Annotated in this window: 13 protein-coding genes; 9 read left to right on the forward strand and 4 right to left on the reverse strand. The window is 42.3% G+C overall.

The features are described 5' to 3' along the window. Window positions 1-407: 407 nt before the first annotated feature. Window positions 408-1,052, forward strand: coding sequence for a ribonuclease T (gene rnt, locus BS333_RS09135; protein ID WP_021707915.1), 645 nt, complete (start codon window positions 408-410; stop codon window positions 1,050-1,052). 29 nt (window positions 1,053-1,081) lie between these two features. Continuing rightward, window positions 1,082-2,407: a Na+/H+ antiporter family protein gene (locus tag BS333_RS09140; RefSeq protein ID WP_021707916.1), complete on the forward strand. Its 1,326-nt coding sequence runs from the start codon at window positions 1,082-1,084 to the stop codon at window positions 2,405-2,407. Window positions 2,408-2,511: 104 nt separating this feature from the next. On the opposite strand, the gene BS333_RS09145 is transcribed toward BS333_RS09140, so the two are convergent. Then, window positions 2,512-3,141, reverse strand: coding sequence for a DsbA family protein (locus BS333_RS09145; protein ID WP_033003106.1), 630 nt, complete (start codon window positions 3,139-3,141; stop codon window positions 2,512-2,514). Between the two features lie 485 nt (window positions 3,142-3,626). Here BS333_RS09145 and BS333_RS09150 point away from each other — a divergent pair, with 485 nt between their 5' ends. Next, a complete protein-coding gene (locus tag BS333_RS09150) occupies window positions 3,627-4,196 on the forward strand; it encodes a hypothetical protein (protein ID WP_021707918.1) in 570 nt (189 codons plus the stop codon). A 386-nt stretch (window positions 4,197-4,582) separates the two neighbouring features. Here the strand turns inward: BS333_RS09150 and BS333_RS09155 are convergent, their stop codons facing one another. Beyond that, window positions 4,583-4,918: a Grx4 family monothiol glutaredoxin gene (locus BS333_RS09155; protein WP_021707919.1), complete on the reverse strand. Its 336-nt coding sequence runs from the start codon at window positions 4,916-4,918 to the stop codon at window positions 4,583-4,585. A 239-nt stretch (window positions 4,919-5,157) separates the two neighbouring features. On the opposite strand from BS333_RS09155, the gene sodB reads away from it, so the two are divergent. From sodB to BS333_RS09170, 3 genes are all read left to right on the forward strand, one after another. Further along, a complete protein-coding gene (gene sodB, locus BS333_RS09160; protein ID WP_021707920.1) occupies window positions 5,158-5,742 on the forward strand; it encodes a superoxide dismutase [Fe] in 585 nt (194 codons plus the stop codon). A 144-nt stretch (window positions 5,743-5,886) separates the two neighbouring features. Then, complete coding sequence (locus BS333_RS09165) at window positions 5,887-6,390, forward strand: VC2046/SO_2500 family protein (RefSeq protein ID WP_021707921.1); 504 nt, start codon at window positions 5,887-5,889, stop codon at window positions 6,388-6,390. 179 nt (window positions 6,391-6,569) lie between these two features. Then, window positions 6,570-7,253, forward strand: a complete 684-nt coding sequence (locus BS333_RS09170) for an SDR family oxidoreductase (protein WP_021707922.1) — start codon at window positions 6,570-6,572, stop codon at window positions 7,251-7,253. Window positions 7,254-7,597: 344 nt separating this feature from the next. Here BS333_RS09170 and adhE read toward each other — a convergent pair whose 3' ends face one another. Then, the gene (gene adhE / locus BS333_RS09175; RefSeq protein WP_021707923.1) at window positions 7,598-10,288 is read right to left on the reverse strand and encodes a bifunctional acetaldehyde-CoA/alcohol dehydrogenase; all 2,691 of its coding nucleotides are present in this window, start codon (window positions 10,286-10,288) and stop codon (window positions 7,598-7,600) included. Between the two features lie 794 nt (window positions 10,289-11,082). On the opposite strand from adhE, the gene BS333_RS09180 reads away from it, so the two are divergent. Continuing rightward, complete coding sequence (locus tag BS333_RS09180) at window positions 11,083-11,721, forward strand: YchE family NAAT transporter (RefSeq protein ID WP_021707924.1); 639 nt, start codon at window positions 11,083-11,085, stop codon at window positions 11,719-11,721. A 63-nt stretch (window positions 11,722-11,784) separates the two neighbouring features. After that, window positions 11,785-12,630, forward strand: a complete 846-nt coding sequence (locus BS333_RS09185; protein ID WP_021707925.1) for an ion transporter — start codon at window positions 11,785-11,787, stop codon at window positions 12,628-12,630. Between the two features lie 192 nt (window positions 12,631-12,822). On the opposite strand, the gene asd is transcribed toward BS333_RS09185, so the two are convergent. After that, window positions 12,823-13,953, reverse strand: a complete 1,131-nt coding sequence (gene asd, locus BS333_RS09190; protein WP_021707926.1) for an aspartate-semialdehyde dehydrogenase — start codon at window positions 13,951-13,953, stop codon at window positions 12,823-12,825. 638 nt (window positions 13,954-14,591) lie between these two features. Here asd and nhaC point away from each other — a divergent pair. Next, window positions 14,592-16,031 (forward strand): Na+/H+ antiporter NhaC, encoded by a 1,440-nt coding sequence (gene nhaC, locus BS333_RS09195; RefSeq protein ID WP_021707927.1) that lies wholly within the window; start codon window positions 14,592-14,594, stop codon window positions 16,029-16,031. The last annotated feature ends 19 nt before the right edge of the window (window positions 16,032-16,050 follow it).

Raw genomic sequence — 16,050 nt, forward strand, 5'->3', positions numbered from 1 at the left:
CTGGCCCGTAGAAGCAAGACAGCTTCCACTGAGAACAGAGAAGAAAACAATACGAATGAGAGACCAATTGTTCATTTCAATCCTATTTATCAAGTGGCAGTAATTTGCCGCTTATTCACATTTAATGCAGCGAATACTCAAATGACCTCGGAAAGCCAGCTCCGAGAAATTAGCCATGCCCAAGAGCAACGCGATGTAACACCTTAAGATCATTCTAACAAGCAATATTCAAGCCAACATCAGGCTCTTGCACTATAAAAGCATATAATCTGCTCATCGCATAAAGCGCTGCCTTAGTGGCATAAAGATATGCAGAAAAGGCAATTGAGCATTTCTCTTAAATTGCGGTTTTTCTCATTGAGAGAATCTGTAATAATGCCAGCTTGGTCACACAAAATTAAGCTAATATGATATTAGAAAATGAAGCCTTAACCTTGAAGAAACGATTTCGCGGCTATTTCCCTGTTGTTGTGGATGTAGAAACCGCGGGGTTTAATGCCAAAACAGACGCACTGCTTGAGATCTGTGCCGTCACTTTGCGTATGGATGAAAATGGCGAACTCCATCCAGCTTCAACAATTCATTTTCATATCGAGCCTTTTGAAGGGGCCAACCTCGAAAAAGAAGCGTTAGAGTTCAATGGGATACGTGACCCTTTCAGCCCGTTACGAGGAGCCGTAGCGGAACAAGAAGCATTGAAAGAAATCTATAAGCTTATCCGCAAAGAACAAAAAGCAGCAGACTGCTCTCGAGCCATTATGGTGGCACACAATGCCGCCTTTGACTTAGGCTTCGTTAATGCCGCTAACGAGCGCTGTAAATTGAAAAGAGTTCCTTTTCACCCCTTTGCAACTTTTGATACCGCAACCCTCAGTGGCCTAGCTTATGGACAAACTGTTCTTGCGAAAGCCTGTAAAACAGCCGGAATGGCCTTTGATAATCGAGAAGCGCATTCTGCTCTTTATGATACACAAAAAACTGCAGAATTATTCTGTGGCATCGTCAACAAATGGAAGGCCTTAGGCGGTTGGCCGCTGGTTGACGAAGAATAATAAAATAAACACAACATATTAGGAAAAGTATGAATCCTGTCGTTATATCCGTATGCGTAATGCTTGTATTAGCGTTAATGCGTGTAAATGTCGTTGTTGCACTTACATTTAGTGCAATTATTGGTGGCCTTGTGGCCGGAATGAGCCTAGGTGATACCGTCACTGCATTTGAAAGCGGCCTAGGTGGTGGTGCTACCATTGCTCTAAGCTATGCTATGTTGGGTACGTTTGCTGTTGCCATCTCTCGCTCTGGTATTACAGATTTACTTGCTAACGCCGTGATTAAACGTCTAAACGGCAAAGAGAATGCTGCATCTGCTACTGGTCTTAAATACTTAGTATTAATTTGCTTAGTTTTAGTCACCATGTCATCTCAGAATGTCATTCCGGTACATATCGCCTTTATTCCAATTTTAATTCCACCTCTTTTGGGCGTGTTTGCAAAACTAAAGCTGGACCGCCGTCTGGTGGCTTGTGTGCTGACCTTTGGTCTTATTACACCATATATGGTCTTACCCATTGGTTTTGGGGGTATTTTCCTTAATAACATCCTGCTAAAAAACTTACACGAAAACGGTCTTGAGAACGTGGTGGCAAGTCAAGTCCCCACTGCTATGTTACTGCCAGCTGCAGGTATGTTATTTGGCCTAGCAACCGCTATATTTGTGAGCTACCGTAAACCTCGCCAATACAAAGAAACAGAATTAACCGCTGTCGACCAATCTGATGACAAGCTGAATAAAAAGCACCTCGCTGTTGCCGTTGCTGGCATTATTGCAGCGCTCAGTGTGCAACTTTATACCGGTTCAATGATCATCGGTGCCCTTGCTGGCTTTATGGTGTTTACCTTTGGTGGCGTCATTGCTTGGAAAGAAACTCATGATGTGTTCACCAAAGGTGTCAACATGATGGCCATGATCGGATTTATCATGATTGCAGCCGCAGGCTTCGCAGCCGTCATGAAACAAACCGGTGGTGTTGAAACTTTGGTTGAGTCCTTGTCTACCAGTATCGGGGACAATAAACCATTAGCCGCCTTATTAATGCTTGTCGTCGGGCTTTTAGTGACCATGGGTATTGGCTCTTCGTTCTCAACCATCCCAATTTTAGCAACGATTTACGTGCCACTGGCTCTTGCATTTGGCTTCTCTCCTATGGCAACAATCGCCCTTGTAGGAACAGCTGCAGCCCTGGGTGATGCAGGTTCACCGGCTTCGGATTCAACACTTGGTCCCACTTCTGGATTGAATGCAGATGGCCAACATGAGCACATTTGGGATACCGTTGTACCAACTTTTATCCACTACAACATCCCGCTGATTGTTTTCGGTTGGATTGCCGCAATGGTGCTTTAGAGCTCGCTCTCCAGTATCAACCTATCAGCGCCTCACTACATCGTAACCAATAACAAAAAAGCCACTCTATCGAGAGTGGCTTTTTCTTGAGGATCATTTAGAAACTACTGAGAAGGCATATTATTCACGATACACTCACGAATTGCTTTCAACGTAGTCTCAGTCGATAAGTAATCAACTTCGATAGGAAAATAGGCGTCATTTATCTGTAGCACCAAACTTGGGTAAGTACTAACACCCAAGCTTTTAGCAAAACTCAGTTGGTCTTCAAATACCCCTTCCAACAAGCTACCATCCATATCGTTTTTAAACTGCTGTACATTGAGCCCAATTTCTTTCGCTAATTGCAGTAAAGTGGCTTCTTCATGTGGAGGTAATGCTCGTAGGTAATAAGCATGTTGGATCGCTTCAAGCATCTGCTCATAGGAGTCTTGAAAACCTGCAGCAACTACAGCTCGACAAGACTGATAAGTGCTCCTAACCGGTGTGCATAACGTCCAAAAATCATAGTTAAATTTGGTTCCCAACTGTCGCTCAATTTGTTTCCAAATATTCTCAATTCTATGCTGCATTTCTGGCGGCATTGGTAAATTTGAATCCGGAGCAAGGCCCCCCAGCACATATTCAAACTGAATCACACCTGGTAACTGCTGCTTCAGTTTATCTATCGTAGGCTTGTAGCCCCAACACCAACTGCACATAGGATCATGCACATAATAAAGCTTTATGCTCATTTTAAAACCAAACCCATTAAACTTATAAACTTGCAGCAAACTCCGCATTAAAATGACAGCAAAGTGGCGACAAATTTAGTACTTCTTTACCGCGATAAAGTTGAGTATATCTTAATGGACTGCAAGACGCTTCTTTAAATCGGAAAACACAAACCAAAACTGATAACAGAAAGGACAGGCGACAAGAACGAACATGTTTATATAAAACGTGGGTCGTTAGATGTTGCTTTACTTGCCTTCTCAAAGATTTTACGACATAACGCTCGCCACTATGTGATTGGAAAGCTTCAATTGTGTCTGTCCCACGAACTTCTCTCCTACTAACCTCCACTCTGTGCCACTAACCTCAGCTAACCGCCAACCTTAATCATCAAAAACAAACTATAAATCCCTTTTTAACAATAACTTAAAGATAACATATTGCACTTTTCATATATTGGTTAATAATAAAAAAGATATGCAACCAAAGTAATATTGAGCGTGTTATGGAAACTTCCGTAAAAGTAAAGGAAATAGAGCCTCATGTTGTAAGCGACTACAACACAGCAAAAGATGCTCTAAGAATTTATGCACCAACGATATATGCTTCTGTATTTTCAACGTCACCGTTTGATAGTGATATTCTAAGAAAACAAGTTGCCTCATCGTTAATATCAACCTATGTTGTAGGCCACTCTACTCAAGACATTGGCTGCGTTCTCAGGGCTTTAGCCGAAAATCCAGATTTAGTTTATGCTAGGCTTCCACCTGCAGAATCTGTGTATATCGACATTTCGCAAGAAATTGATAAAAGCAGTACTTTTGACAACAAACGTCAGCTGAAAATACAAACAGAAACAAGGAGAAAATTACACACAAATATAATCAGATACAATATTGTGTTTACGATAATGCTAATTGGCGCCTTAGCTGCGGCATCTCTGTATCTTAGCCAAGAATCGCTGGCGCTTGTATCAGCGGCAATAGGAGGAGCAATCACTCACTTACTCGGAGAAAGAACAGCCATAAGGACTAATTTAGCAGCATCAGCTGGACACAATGCCAGCCTAGAATAGTCAGCGATGACATCGACCTTTCATCAGAGATAATATCTCAATGTCAACACAGCGTGTAAAACAATATGATAAGACGTTTAGGGGGAGCGACTGAAGCTCCCCAACCAATCTATGTTGTACAACATTAACAAGTGCTGCAGTGGATAGATAAAGCTTTTATTCCAGCACCTGTTATTTAGCCTCAATTGCTCCCAGAAATTATCTGCCTCTCAATGACACAAATTTAAGCAAAGCATTTTACGCGATATGCTCTATGCCAAATAGTCTCAAGGTTACATCACTCAGATAGTGAAGCATGCTCTGTAAGTTAGGTTACAAGACCAGATGGTGTAAAAAAGGAGCCACCTAGTGACTCCTTTTGCTATATCTCTAGAAAGGCAACTGAATTACTCAGCATCACCTTCATTGCGAGCAGCTGCTTCCTTAATTAAAGGTTGTAGCTCACCTTTTTGGAACATTTCCAAAATGATATCGCAACCGCCAATCAACTCGCCTTCAACCCAAAGCTGTGGGAATGTTGGCCACTGTGCGTATTTTGGCAGTTCGGCACGGATATCTGGATTTTGTAGAATATCTACGTAAGCAAACTTTTCACCACATGCCATCAAAGCTTGTGAGGCTTGAGAAGAAAAACCACAGCTTGGCAGTTTCGGTGAGCCTTTCATGTACAACAAAATCGTGTTTTCTGCGATCTGCTGCTTAATTTTATCGATAGTTTCCATTGCTTCCTCGATTCATTGCTTTGTCATTTCAGTATCGCCTCATTTTACTCAATAACCACAGAATAAAAACCATATAATTGCTAAGACTTAGTGAATACTGGTCTAAAAATTTTCGATATCAGGGTTTTAATAAAGTAAAAACTTGCTAAAATAGCTACAAGCCAGCCTTATCGGCGATATAAATAAAACACTGGAAGCAATAGAAAGTTAACCCTTTCATATATATGGAGAATTGAGCAATGGCATTTGAATTACCAGCTCTTCCTTACGCGAAAGACGCACTAGAACCACACATCTCTGCTGAGACTCTAGATTTTCACCACGGTAAGCACCACAACACTTACGTTGTTAAACTAAATGGTCTTATTCCTGGTACTGAGTTCGAAGGCAAAACTCTAGAAGAGATCATCAAGACTTCTACTGGTGGTGTATTCAACAACGCAGCACAAATTTGGAACCATACTTTCTACTGGCACTGTCTAGCTCCAAACGCTGGTGGCGAACCAACAGGTGCGGTTGCTGATGCAATCAACGCAGCATTTGGCTCTTTCGAAGAGTTCAAAGCAAAGTTCACTGACGCAGCAATCAACAACTTCGGTTCATCATGGACTTGGCTTGTGAAGAAAGCTGATGGTTCTCTAGAAATCGTTAATACTTCTAACGCAGCAACACCTCTAACAGAAGAAGGCACAACGCCGCTTCTTACTGTTGACCTATGGGAACACGCATACTACATCGACTACCGTAACGTGCGTCCAGATTACATGAACGGCTTCTGGGCTCTTGTAAACTGGAACTTTGTTGCTGACAACCTAGCAAAGTAATTCGGCTTTCCCCCGATTCAATTTAGTCTCATTTTAAAAGCTCACTTTTAGTGGGCTTTTTTATTACTTGGAAGCATTTAATTTCTGTTTTTACTAAAGTTCTTCTGATTGATGCCGTTACTAAGATATCAAGTGAGGAATCCCATGCAAATCCATAAATTAGATAAAGCAGCAATCATTAATGAGCTTCAGTTTGGAAGTGGCATCAGCCATGCCATTCAAGAAGGTCGCCGCTCTGATTTTGCTCTCATTTTATCTATGTTCTCAAGTGATATTAGAGATGTTGTTCCTCTTGAAGAAGTTGAAACAATCGAGAGCGATGATCAACTTCTCAGATCTCAGTTGGGTGTGCCTCAACCACAAACACTTCGTTCGGAGAGTAGTAGTTATGACATCGCTGCAGAACAGTCTAAACAATTCCACCAAGCTGGGCTTTCTTCTGCCAAACTGAGTCACTATTTAAAACCCGATGCCCTTACCTACCAGCCTGAAGATACGTTTGACTTGCCAGAGGAGGTTTATCATAACCTATCGGGCCATGAGCGACGCTCTCTAAGTCAACCAAAGAAAAATCCCCTTCCTTATACAGGATTACATGAGAAATTGATTACTGCGCAGCGTAAACAACAAATCCAAATGCAAGCATAGAGATCGGTTTTTACTCATCACTTTGCATTTTAGTAAACGCTTAAGTGTGACGCTTTACAAAGTCCATAATAATAATTCATACCGAACAGTGTTTATTAGAGGTTTTTCACACTGAAATAACGCAAATGCATCCATGCTGTATCCATTGAAACTTATTATGCAACAAGAATAAAGATACTATGGACATTAAAGAATCAACGATCATCATCACATCCGCAGGTTCCCTCATTGGTCGCACTTGTGCCAATCACTTTGCACACCTTGGCGCGACGTTGATTCTTTGCGATCAAAGCTTGTGTGCCCTACAAACCACTTATGATCAAGTTTGTACTGCTTCAAACAAAGCCTATGCCATAAAGGTGTGCAGTCACAGTACCACTTCTATTAAGCTACTCTTCGATCGAATAGAATTCGAATTAGGGGAAACACCCGATGTCATTATTAATTGCTGGACAAGCTCTCCTATGCCTAGCTTGATGGCCCCTGAACCCACCAGCACTTACCTACATCATTTTACCGATGCAACCCGTTTTCTTTATACTTATGGGCAAGTAAGTGCGGAGCGCTTTCACACCAACAAGAAAAAAGGCGTGATTGTCAATGTGATTTCTCATGATAATCATGATGACTTAACTGGGGTTGAGAGCATGACCGCCCTGGTATCTGGCTTAACCCACAGTTGGGCAAAAGAGTTATCTGAGTTCAATATTCGTGTAGGAGGCGTCATTCCAGCGACTCATCACTCTGAAGAGAGCATTAACGCACGACACTGGGCTCAAGTGCAGGACGAACTCGTACGCAATACTGCTTATATTATCTCGAATGATTACTTTAGTGGCCGAGTAGTCACAACTGAAGTCTAAAGCGCTAGGCGTTGATGCTTTCTAATCAAACGTCTTTTTAAGCTTCGTTTTCAGCATTTTGGTGTGTCTGTCCCAAGAGCGATTTTTCTAATAGCGATTCAACAATAGCTATAAGACTCAATAACGACCATATAAACACTTTTAGCATGGTCTGTCCTTGCAAATTTTCCTGTCGCTTTAACATCTGTCTTTATAACGTTCTATACCTATAATGGCATAGCAAAGGTATTGGCACATCCACTGAACGCTGCATGCTTTATCTTTCAAACCAAAGAAAAAGCCCCGGACAAATGAGCCGGGGCTTAGGTTTAATTTGAACAATCTGCTTGTCTTAAAAACTCAGCTTATGCGTCCATCTTTTCTTTTTTAGTTGCTGGTGCTTCTTGGTCTGCTTTCTTCTTGATAACAGTAGTACCTTCGAACGTTTCACCTTCAACAAATGGCTTGCCGTAGTAAGAAGCACGAAGCACTTCTTTAAGCTCAGAGATTAATGGGTAACGAGGGTTTGCACCAGTACACTGGTCATCAAACGCTTCAACCGCAAGTTCATCAAGCTTAGCAACGAAATCGGCTTCCGCAACACCAGCTGCTTGGATAGAAGCTGGGATGTCTAGGTTTAGCTTCAGCTCTTCCAACCAACCTAGTAGACGCTCGATCTTCTGAGCGGTACGGTCACCCGGTAAGCTTAGACCTAGGTGATCAGCGATTTCCGCATAACGACGGCGTGCTTGTGGGCGGTCGTATTGTGAAAACGCAGTTTGCTTAGTTGGGTTATCGTTCGCGTTGTAACGAACAACGTTAGCAATCAGCAATGCATTCGCCAAACCGTGTGGTAAGTGGAACTCAGCACCAATCTTGTGCGCCATAGAGTGACAAACACCTAGGAATGCGTTTGCAAACGCGATACCAGCGATAGTTGCCGCGTTGTGTACTTTCTCACGAGCGATTGGGTCGTTTGCACCGTTCGCATAGCTTGAAGGTAGGTACTCTTTAAGCATCTTAAGCGCTTGTAGAGCTTGACCGTCTGAGTACTCGTTAGCAAGAACGGATACGTAAGCTTCTAGAGCGTGAGTGACTGCATCGTAACCACCAAATGCGGTTAAAGACTTAGGCATGTTCATTACAAGGTTAGCATCAACGATAGCCATGTTTGGCGTGATCTCGTAGTCAGCAAGTGGGTACTTAGCCCCTGTCTTGTCGTCTGTAACAACAGCGAATGGTGTAACTTCTGAACCTGTACCCGATGTTGTAGTGATACACACAAGCTCTGCTTTTTGACCCATTTTAGGGAACTTGTAGATACGTTTACGGATATCCATAAAGCGCATAGCCAGTTCTTCGAAGTGCGTATCTGGGTGCTCATACATTACCCACATAATTTTCGCAGCATCCATTGGAGAACCACCACCCAACGCAATGATAGTGTCTGGCTGGAAGCTCTTCATCGCTTCGGCACCTTTCTCTACAACCGATAGTGTTGGATCCGCTTCTACATCAAAGAATGTTTGCACTTCCATACCTTGAGCTTTAAGCAAACTCACTACGTCATCAGCGTAGCCGTTGTTGAATAGGAAACGGTCAGTCACTAGGAATGCGCGCTTTTTACCTTCTAGGTCGCTAAGTGCAATTGGAAGGCTACCACGACGGAAGTAGATAGACTTAGGTAGTTTGTGCCACAACATGTTTTCAGCTCGCTTCGCTACAGTTTTCTTGTTGATTAGGTGCTTAGGACCTACGTTCTCAGAGATAGAGTTACCACCCCATGAACCACAACCTAGAGTTAGAGAAGGTGCAACGTTAAAGTTATACAAGTCACCGATACCACCGTGAGTAGTAGGGATGTTGATAAGGATACGAGCAGTCTTCATCTTGTCACCGAAGTAACGGATGCGGTCTGCGTTAACGTCTTGGTTAGTGTATAAGCCAGACGTGTGACCGATCCCACCAATCTCAACCATAGTTACCGCTTGAGCAACAGCATCTTCGAAGTTGTCAGCACGGAACAAACCTAGAGTTGGAGATAGTTTCTCGTGTGCAAATGCGTCATCAAACGAAACTTTACCCAAGCCTTCACCAACCAGAACTTTAGTGTCTGCTGGCACTTTTACGCCTGCCATTTCAGCGATAGCTGGAGCTGGTTGGCCAACAATCTTCGCGTTTAGTGCGCCATCGATAAGAAGTACTTTACGAACTTTCTCAGCTTCAGCTTTGCTCAATACGTAAGCTTTGTGAGAAGCAAAACGCTCTTTTACTTCGTCATAAACTTCATCAACAACGATAGCCGCTTGCTCAGAAGCACAAACAACACCGTTATCAAACGTTTTAGACATGAGGATAGAAGCAACAGCACGTTTAATGTCTGCCGTTTCATCAATAACAACAGGAACGTTACCCGCACCTACGCCAATGGCAGGTTTACCAGAGGAGTACGCCGCTTTCACCATACCTGGACCACCAGTAGCAAGGATAAGCGCGATATCATCATGCTTCATTAGAGCGTTTGAAAGTTCAACTGATGGTTGGTCAATCCAACCGATGATGTCTTTTGGTGCCCCTGCGGCAACCGCAGCATCTAGAACAAGTTTCGCTGCATCGTTGGTAGAATTCTTAGCACGTGGGTGTGGTGAGAAGATGATACCGTTACGTGTCTTAAGAGAGATTAGAGACTTAAAGATAGCCGTAGAAGTTGGGTTCGTTGTTGGTACGATACCACAGATGATTCCTACTGGCTCAGCAATAGTCATTGTACCTAGGTTTTCGTCTTCTTCAAGAATGCCACAGGTCTTTTCGTCTTTGTATTTGTTGTAGATGAATTCAGAAGCAAAGTGGTTCTTAATCACTTTATCTTCGACAATACCCATGCCCGATTCTTCAACCGCTTGTTGTGCTAGTGGGATACGAGCTTGGTTAGCAGCAAGAGATGCTGCACGGAAGATTTTATCTACTTGCTCTTGAGAGTATGTTGCGAACTCAGCTTGCGCTTTCTTAACGCGAGCGATCATTGCATCTAGTTCAGCCATATTCGTTACAGGCATAGGATTCTCCTAAATTTAATAAATATTAAAAACTTTTTATTAAGGCGATTGCTTGTATTTCCTACTGCTAATCAGTATCTAAACCAGCGACTTTCTTAGTAAACTGCTTTCAGAACTGATTATAATATTTCATGGGATGTAAAATATTGACTTGGATCAGGTCTGATTCTTGAAGCAAACTCAAAGTACGACAAACTACTGAGAACAAAACACAAATAACTAAAAATATAAACTTAATATCTTTTAACATCCTCAACCCAAAAGTTAAGTCGAGCTTTCAAACAAATGCAACACCCAAAAACTGTAATAAAATTTCAATTTCATTTATAAAAATTACAAAAGACCCAAGCAAGATACCCAACAAATTGTATATCAAGTTAAACCTTACTCAATGTGAGGAGTTTTTATTTTTAAAAAACGTGCTGATGCTAACGTTTGGGAAAGTTCTGTACTAAAAAATTAGCTTAAAAGGCCAACGCCTCCTAGCGATAAACCACCTCCAGATATGCGCTAATCGCTGTTATACAAACACATAATTTTCATGCAAATATATAGTTTTCTGCAAGCACATAGCTCTCATGCGAATACAAAACGGTTACATGAAGACATAGTGTGATACGAAAACCCACAAATATGAGATTAATTGGGTATTAAAATATCTTAGGATTAGTTTTTCTTACTAAGAATGGCCCCTATACTTTAGTTTTTTTCACTTTCTACTTTGGCCATTTTGTCTTACATTAGCCAGCCAAATTACCCCACTTTTCTATGCTGAATATTAACGAGTAAACCACATGCAAACTTTAGAGTTAGCTATCTTTCTTCAATTCTTTTTAGGCTTGGTAGCCGCGGTTAACCCCGTAGGCATTATGCCAGTTTTTGTGTCATTAACAGGCCACATGACACCGGAAGAGAAACGTAAAACGGCCACTACCGCCAATATTGCAGTGGCTGTCATCCTGATCATCTCCCTATTTGCTGGTCAAATATTGCTAGATATGTTCAGCATTTCTTTAGACTCTTTTAGAGTTGCTGGTGGTTTGCTGTTATTGAGTATCGCTTTCTCAATGATGAGCGGTAAGCTCGGTGAGGATAAACAGAATAAACAAGAAAAGACCGAGTATGTGAGTCGAGAGCAAATTGGGGTCGTGCCACTTGCAATGCCATTGATGGCAGGGCCTGGTGCCATCAGTTCAACCATCGTTTACGGTGCTCGTTACCCTAGTGCGTTTGATACTGTTGGCATTAGCATTACTATCGTCGTATTTTGTTTTTGTTCGTGGATGCTGTTCCGCTCTGCGCCTTTAATTGTTCGTTTCCTAGGTCAAACAGGAATCAACGTCATTACTCGTATCATGGGTTTGATACTTGGCGCATTAGGGATTGAGTTTATTGCCAATGGCTTACGTAATCTATTTCCAGGATTAGCCTAAATTTCTGGTGTAAATCTGGTATGATGTTGTTACTCATTTATTTAACTTTGACTATGCAACATCATGCCTTCCAAATCACTTAAACATCATCTATACGTCATCATTTTCGGTACGCACACTCGTGCAGGACGTGCATTTGATATCGGATTAATCTTCGCCATCATCGCCTCACTCGTGATTCTTACTCTGGAATCACTGCCTTCTGTTATGGCTGAATGGTCGACCCAACTAAGATACACCGAGTACACTTTTACCGCGTTATTTACGATTGAATACTTCCTTCGCCTGTATTGCTCGCCAAAACCCAAAGCCTACGCGACCAGCTTTTACGGTGTCGTCGATTTACTGGCAATTTTACCGACCTACATTGCCCTGTTCTTCCCTGGTGCTTCTTTTATGGGCGTGGTGCGCTTACTGCGCGTAATGCGTATATTCCGTATCCTAAAGTTAGTCCGTTACCTTCAAGATTCTAATATTCTACTGCGCTCACTACTTATGGCGCGCAGAAAAATCTTTATATTCTTTAGTACAGTAGGCATTTTAGTCACGATTTTGGGTGCCGTTATCTTTGTCATTGAAGGGCCATATAACGGCTTTACCAGCATACCTAAAAGTATCTATTGGGCTATCGTGACCATCACCACCGTCGGCTATGGTGACATGGTGCCACAAACCGATTTAGGTAAAGCGATCGCGTCTCTGACCATGCTACTCGGCTATTCAATTCTGGCGGTGCCAACAGGTATCATTACCGCAGAATTAAGCCATGAAATGAATGCTCATAAGACATTGGTAAAATGCCCAAACTGTAATCGTGCTGGCCACGAGTCTGATGCTCTGTATTGTAAACACTGTGGTGGAGAATTATCTGATCCTGACAAGCGTATCGTCAGTGTCAATGAAGAGTAATTATCAGTGTTGCGTTATACCTAGTAGTTTTAAAGTGACACCCAAGTAATCTCAAAAAATAACCACAAGAATAAATTAAGGCGCTCCCAAAAGAGCGCCTAATTAAAGCGTTAAGCTAATTTACTGATTCAGCGCCTCTATCCTGCACCAAGTAACTTCAGGAGCTTGGAAAGACCCTGAGTGTATTGATGCTTACGCTTTCTGGGCAAGAATGATACGCAATGTACGACGCAATGGCTCTGCCGCACCCCATAACAATTGATCGCCTACGGTAAACGCGTTAAGGAAATCGTCCCCCATCGCCATTTTACGTAAACGGCCAACTGGGATAGATAAAGTCCCCGTTACTTTTGTTGGGGTCAGCTCTTGCGCTGTAATATCACGATCATTTGGAATCAATTTCACCCAATCGTTGTGAGTAGCAATGATCTCTTCAATCTCATCCATTGGTACATTTTGCTTGAGCTTAATCGTCAAAGCTTGGGAATGACAGCGCATTGCACCGATACGTACACAGGTTCCATCAATTGGTACAGGCGAATCTTGGAACCCCAGAATCTTGTTGGCTTCTACACCCGCTTTCCATTCTTCCTTACTTTGACCATTGTCACGCTTCACATCAATCCATGGAATCAAAGATCCCGCTAGAGGCACGCCAAACTTATCAGTAGGAAAAGAAGTACAGCGCATGGTCTCTGCCACTCTTTTATCGATGTCAAGAATCGAGCTAGCAGGATTGGCTAATCTGGAACTGACGGAGTCATTAATCACGCCCATTTGTGCAATCAGCTCACGCATATTTTGCGCACCAGCACCCGAAGCAGCTTGGTAAGTCATAGCACTGGTCCATTCCACCAGCCCTTTCTCGAATAAACCGCCTAATGCCATTAGCATCAGACTCACGGTGCAGTTACCACCTACAAAAGTATTCGTACCTGTATCGATACCTTGCTGAATTTGAGCGAGATTAACCGGGTCGAGCGTAATGATGGCTTTCTCATCCATACGCAATGTTGAAGCTGCATCAATCCAATATCCTTTCCATCCTGCTTGTCTCAAGGCTGGGTACACTTTCTCGGTATAGCTACCACCTTGACAGGTAATGACAGCATCAAGTTTTTTCAGGCTATCAATGTCGAAAGCATCTTGAAGTAAACCAACATCTTGGCTTTGCTGAGTTGTTGAAAATTGTGGAGCAGGAATGCCTACTTGTGACGTACTAAAGAAGACAGGTTCAATTAAATCAAAGTCTTTTTCTTCCACCATACGTTGCATGAGAACGGAGCCAACCATACCACGCCAACCAACTAAACCTACTTTCATCGGATTAACTCTCCATGTTTATTTTAAAATATACCCAAATAACCTCAAGATAATGGATAGTTTGTTCAGTATCTTAAAGTCACTTGGGTATAACTCCCTCAATAGTTCATTTTTCACAACAAAATCTCAAGCCCTAATTAACAATTGAGTACAACTTTTCAAGCGTGATCTCCAATTATCCGCCTAGCGTGTTTTTTATGCTCTGATTCTTGCACTTTATTTTCACTCTACAAGTACGAGTATGCCATGCCCTAGGTCGCACCAAACTCTTTTTCAGAAAGGTATATTTTCAGAAAGGTATACCTAAGTAACTCCAAGGTGCTGTGTTCAACGAGACGACTCTAAATAAAACTAAAAGAAGGCAATAAAGAAAACGAGTGCATAACAACGTTTTTTATAGCCACAATTGACGCCGATTGAAACCCACACTTAAAGTACATAATATTTACATCAACAAACATTAAATATCATTATGTGTAATATAAATATTCATATAATTTTACAAAAAGACTATTTTGTAGATTAAAATCAAGATAACGCATCAAATGTTCGAAATATAAGTTGTGTTAATGTATGTTATGCCCGATTAAAACAAGGAGTCTCGCTCCTCAGTAGCTCCACAAATGACAGAGGCATATATGCAGCAAGTTAAAACTCGCCTACCTAGTCTGATACAAGTCTTTCTCTCTCTGGGCTTGTTTCTCCTTTTGGCATTTTCATTTACTTCCGAATTAGAGTTGCCTATTCAGCTCGCGCTCTACATTGGATGGTTTATTATCATGCTATTGGGCTTGAAGCTCGGACATAAATACAAAGATCTAGAAAAAGCAGCTTTGAATGGAATTTCTAATGGTTTGGGCGCGGTATTAATTCTACTTGCCGTCGGTGCTCTAGTTGGTACCTGGATCTCAGGTGGTATCGTCCCAACGATTATCTACTATGGACTCAAAGCCATTCATCCTTCCATCTTCCTCCTTGCCACTATGGTCATTTGTTCTCTGACTGCATTAGCAACAGGTACTTCGTGGGGCTCTGCGGGCACTGCGGGAATCGCGATGATGGGAATTGGTCAAGGCCTTGGTATCCCTGCACCAGTAACAGCGGGTGCGGTCCTGTCGGGATGTTATTTTGGAGACAAGATGTCACCGCTATCTGACTCTGTAATTCTGGCATCTTCCATGTCTAATGTTGAGGTTATGGAACACATCAAAGGCATGCTCCCTATTGCTCTGATAAGCTACGTGATCACGGGTATCATGTTTACCGCGTTTGGTTTTCACTACGCAGGTAATATAGACATGAGCCAAGTTGACTCAGTCATTCACGCCATGGACCAACAGTTTTACATTACCCCATACTCTTTTGTCCCTGTTATCATCGTACTGGCATTACTCGCGATGCGTATGCCATCATTCCCTGTCATAAGCTTTGGCTCACTACTTGGTATTATTTGGGCAGTGATGATTCAGGATGTTAACTTTCTGACAGCATTTAACACGGCTTGGGCTCCTTACAACATCAGCTCTGGTGTGGACTTTATTGATTCAATTCTTAACCGAGGTGGCATGTCTTCTATGCTTGGCTCTGTTGCTGTGATTGTATTTGGTTTAGGCTTTGGTGGCTTACTTGATAAAGTCGGTGTACTTGAAACTATCGCCAAACTGTTTGAAAGAGGTGTACAAAGTGCGGGCTCACTGTCACTGACGACCATTATGACCGCCTTCATGGGTAACATTTTTGGTTCTGCGATGTATGTATCACTGATCTTAACACCAAAGATCTGTGCTAAAAACTATGACCGCCTAGGCTACAAGCGTAAAAACCTTTCTCGTAATGCCGAGTTTGGTGGAACGTTGACATCAGGTATGGTGCCTTGGAGTGATAACGGTATCTACATGGCGAGCATCCTAGGTGTCGCGACTCTGTCTTACGCACCATACATGTGGTTAAGCTTCGTATGTATCGCTGTCACAATTATTACTTCGTACGCCGGCTGGTTTGTTGATAAATGTGAACCAACATCAATCAACAAGCAATCTGCAACTGCACCAGCACAGCAGACCGCTTTTACTAAATAAGCTTATTACACATAAAGGG

The sequence above is a fragment of the Vibrio azureus genome (assembly GCF_002849855.1).
In the GTDB taxonomy this organism is placed as follows: Bacteria; Pseudomonadota; Gammaproteobacteria; order Enterobacterales; family Vibrionaceae; genus Vibrio; species Vibrio azureus.

Bases quoted from the DNA above. Each gene is read 5' to 3' on its own strand.
- rnt (WP_021707915.1), top strand. From the start codon at position 408: ATGATATTAGAAAATGAAGCCTTAACCTTGAAGAAACGATTTCGCGGC.
- BS333_RS09170 (WP_021707922.1), top strand. From the start codon at position 6,570: ATGGACATTAAAGAATCAACGATCATCATCACATCCGCAGGTTCCCTC.
- asd (WP_021707926.1), bottom strand. From the start codon at position 13,953: ATGAAAGTAGGTTTAGTTGGTTGGCGTGGTATGGTTGGCTCCGTTCTC.
- adhE (WP_021707923.1), bottom strand. From the start codon at position 10,288: ATGCCTGTAACGAATATGGCTGAACTAGATGCAATGATCGCTCGCGTT.
- BS333_RS09180 (WP_021707924.1), top strand. From the start codon at position 11,083: ATGCAAACTTTAGAGTTAGCTATCTTTCTTCAATTCTTTTTAGGCTTG.
- nhaC (WP_021707927.1), top strand. From the start codon at position 14,592: ATGCAGCAAGTTAAAACTCGCCTACCTAGTCTGATACAAGTCTTTCTC.
- BS333_RS09165 (WP_021707921.1), top strand. From the start codon at position 5,887: ATGCAAATCCATAAATTAGATAAAGCAGCAATCATTAATGAGCTTCAG.
- BS333_RS09145 (WP_033003106.1), bottom strand. From the start codon at position 3,141: ATGAGCATAAAGCTTTATTATGTGCATGATCCTATGTGCAGTTGGTGT.
- BS333_RS09155 (WP_021707919.1), bottom strand. From the start codon at position 4,918: ATGGAAACTATCGATAAAATTAAGCAGCAGATCGCAGAAAACACGATT.
- BS333_RS09150 (WP_021707918.1), top strand. From the start codon at position 3,627: ATGGAAACTTCCGTAAAAGTAAAGGAAATAGAGCCTCATGTTGTAAGC.
- BS333_RS09140 (WP_021707916.1), top strand. From the start codon at position 1,082: ATGAATCCTGTCGTTATATCCGTATGCGTAATGCTTGTATTAGCGTTA.
- sodB (WP_021707920.1), top strand. From the start codon at position 5,158: ATGGCATTTGAATTACCAGCTCTTCCTTACGCGAAAGACGCACTAGAA.
- BS333_RS09185 (WP_021707925.1), top strand. From the start codon at position 11,785: ATGCCTTCCAAATCACTTAAACATCATCTATACGTCATCATTTTCGGT.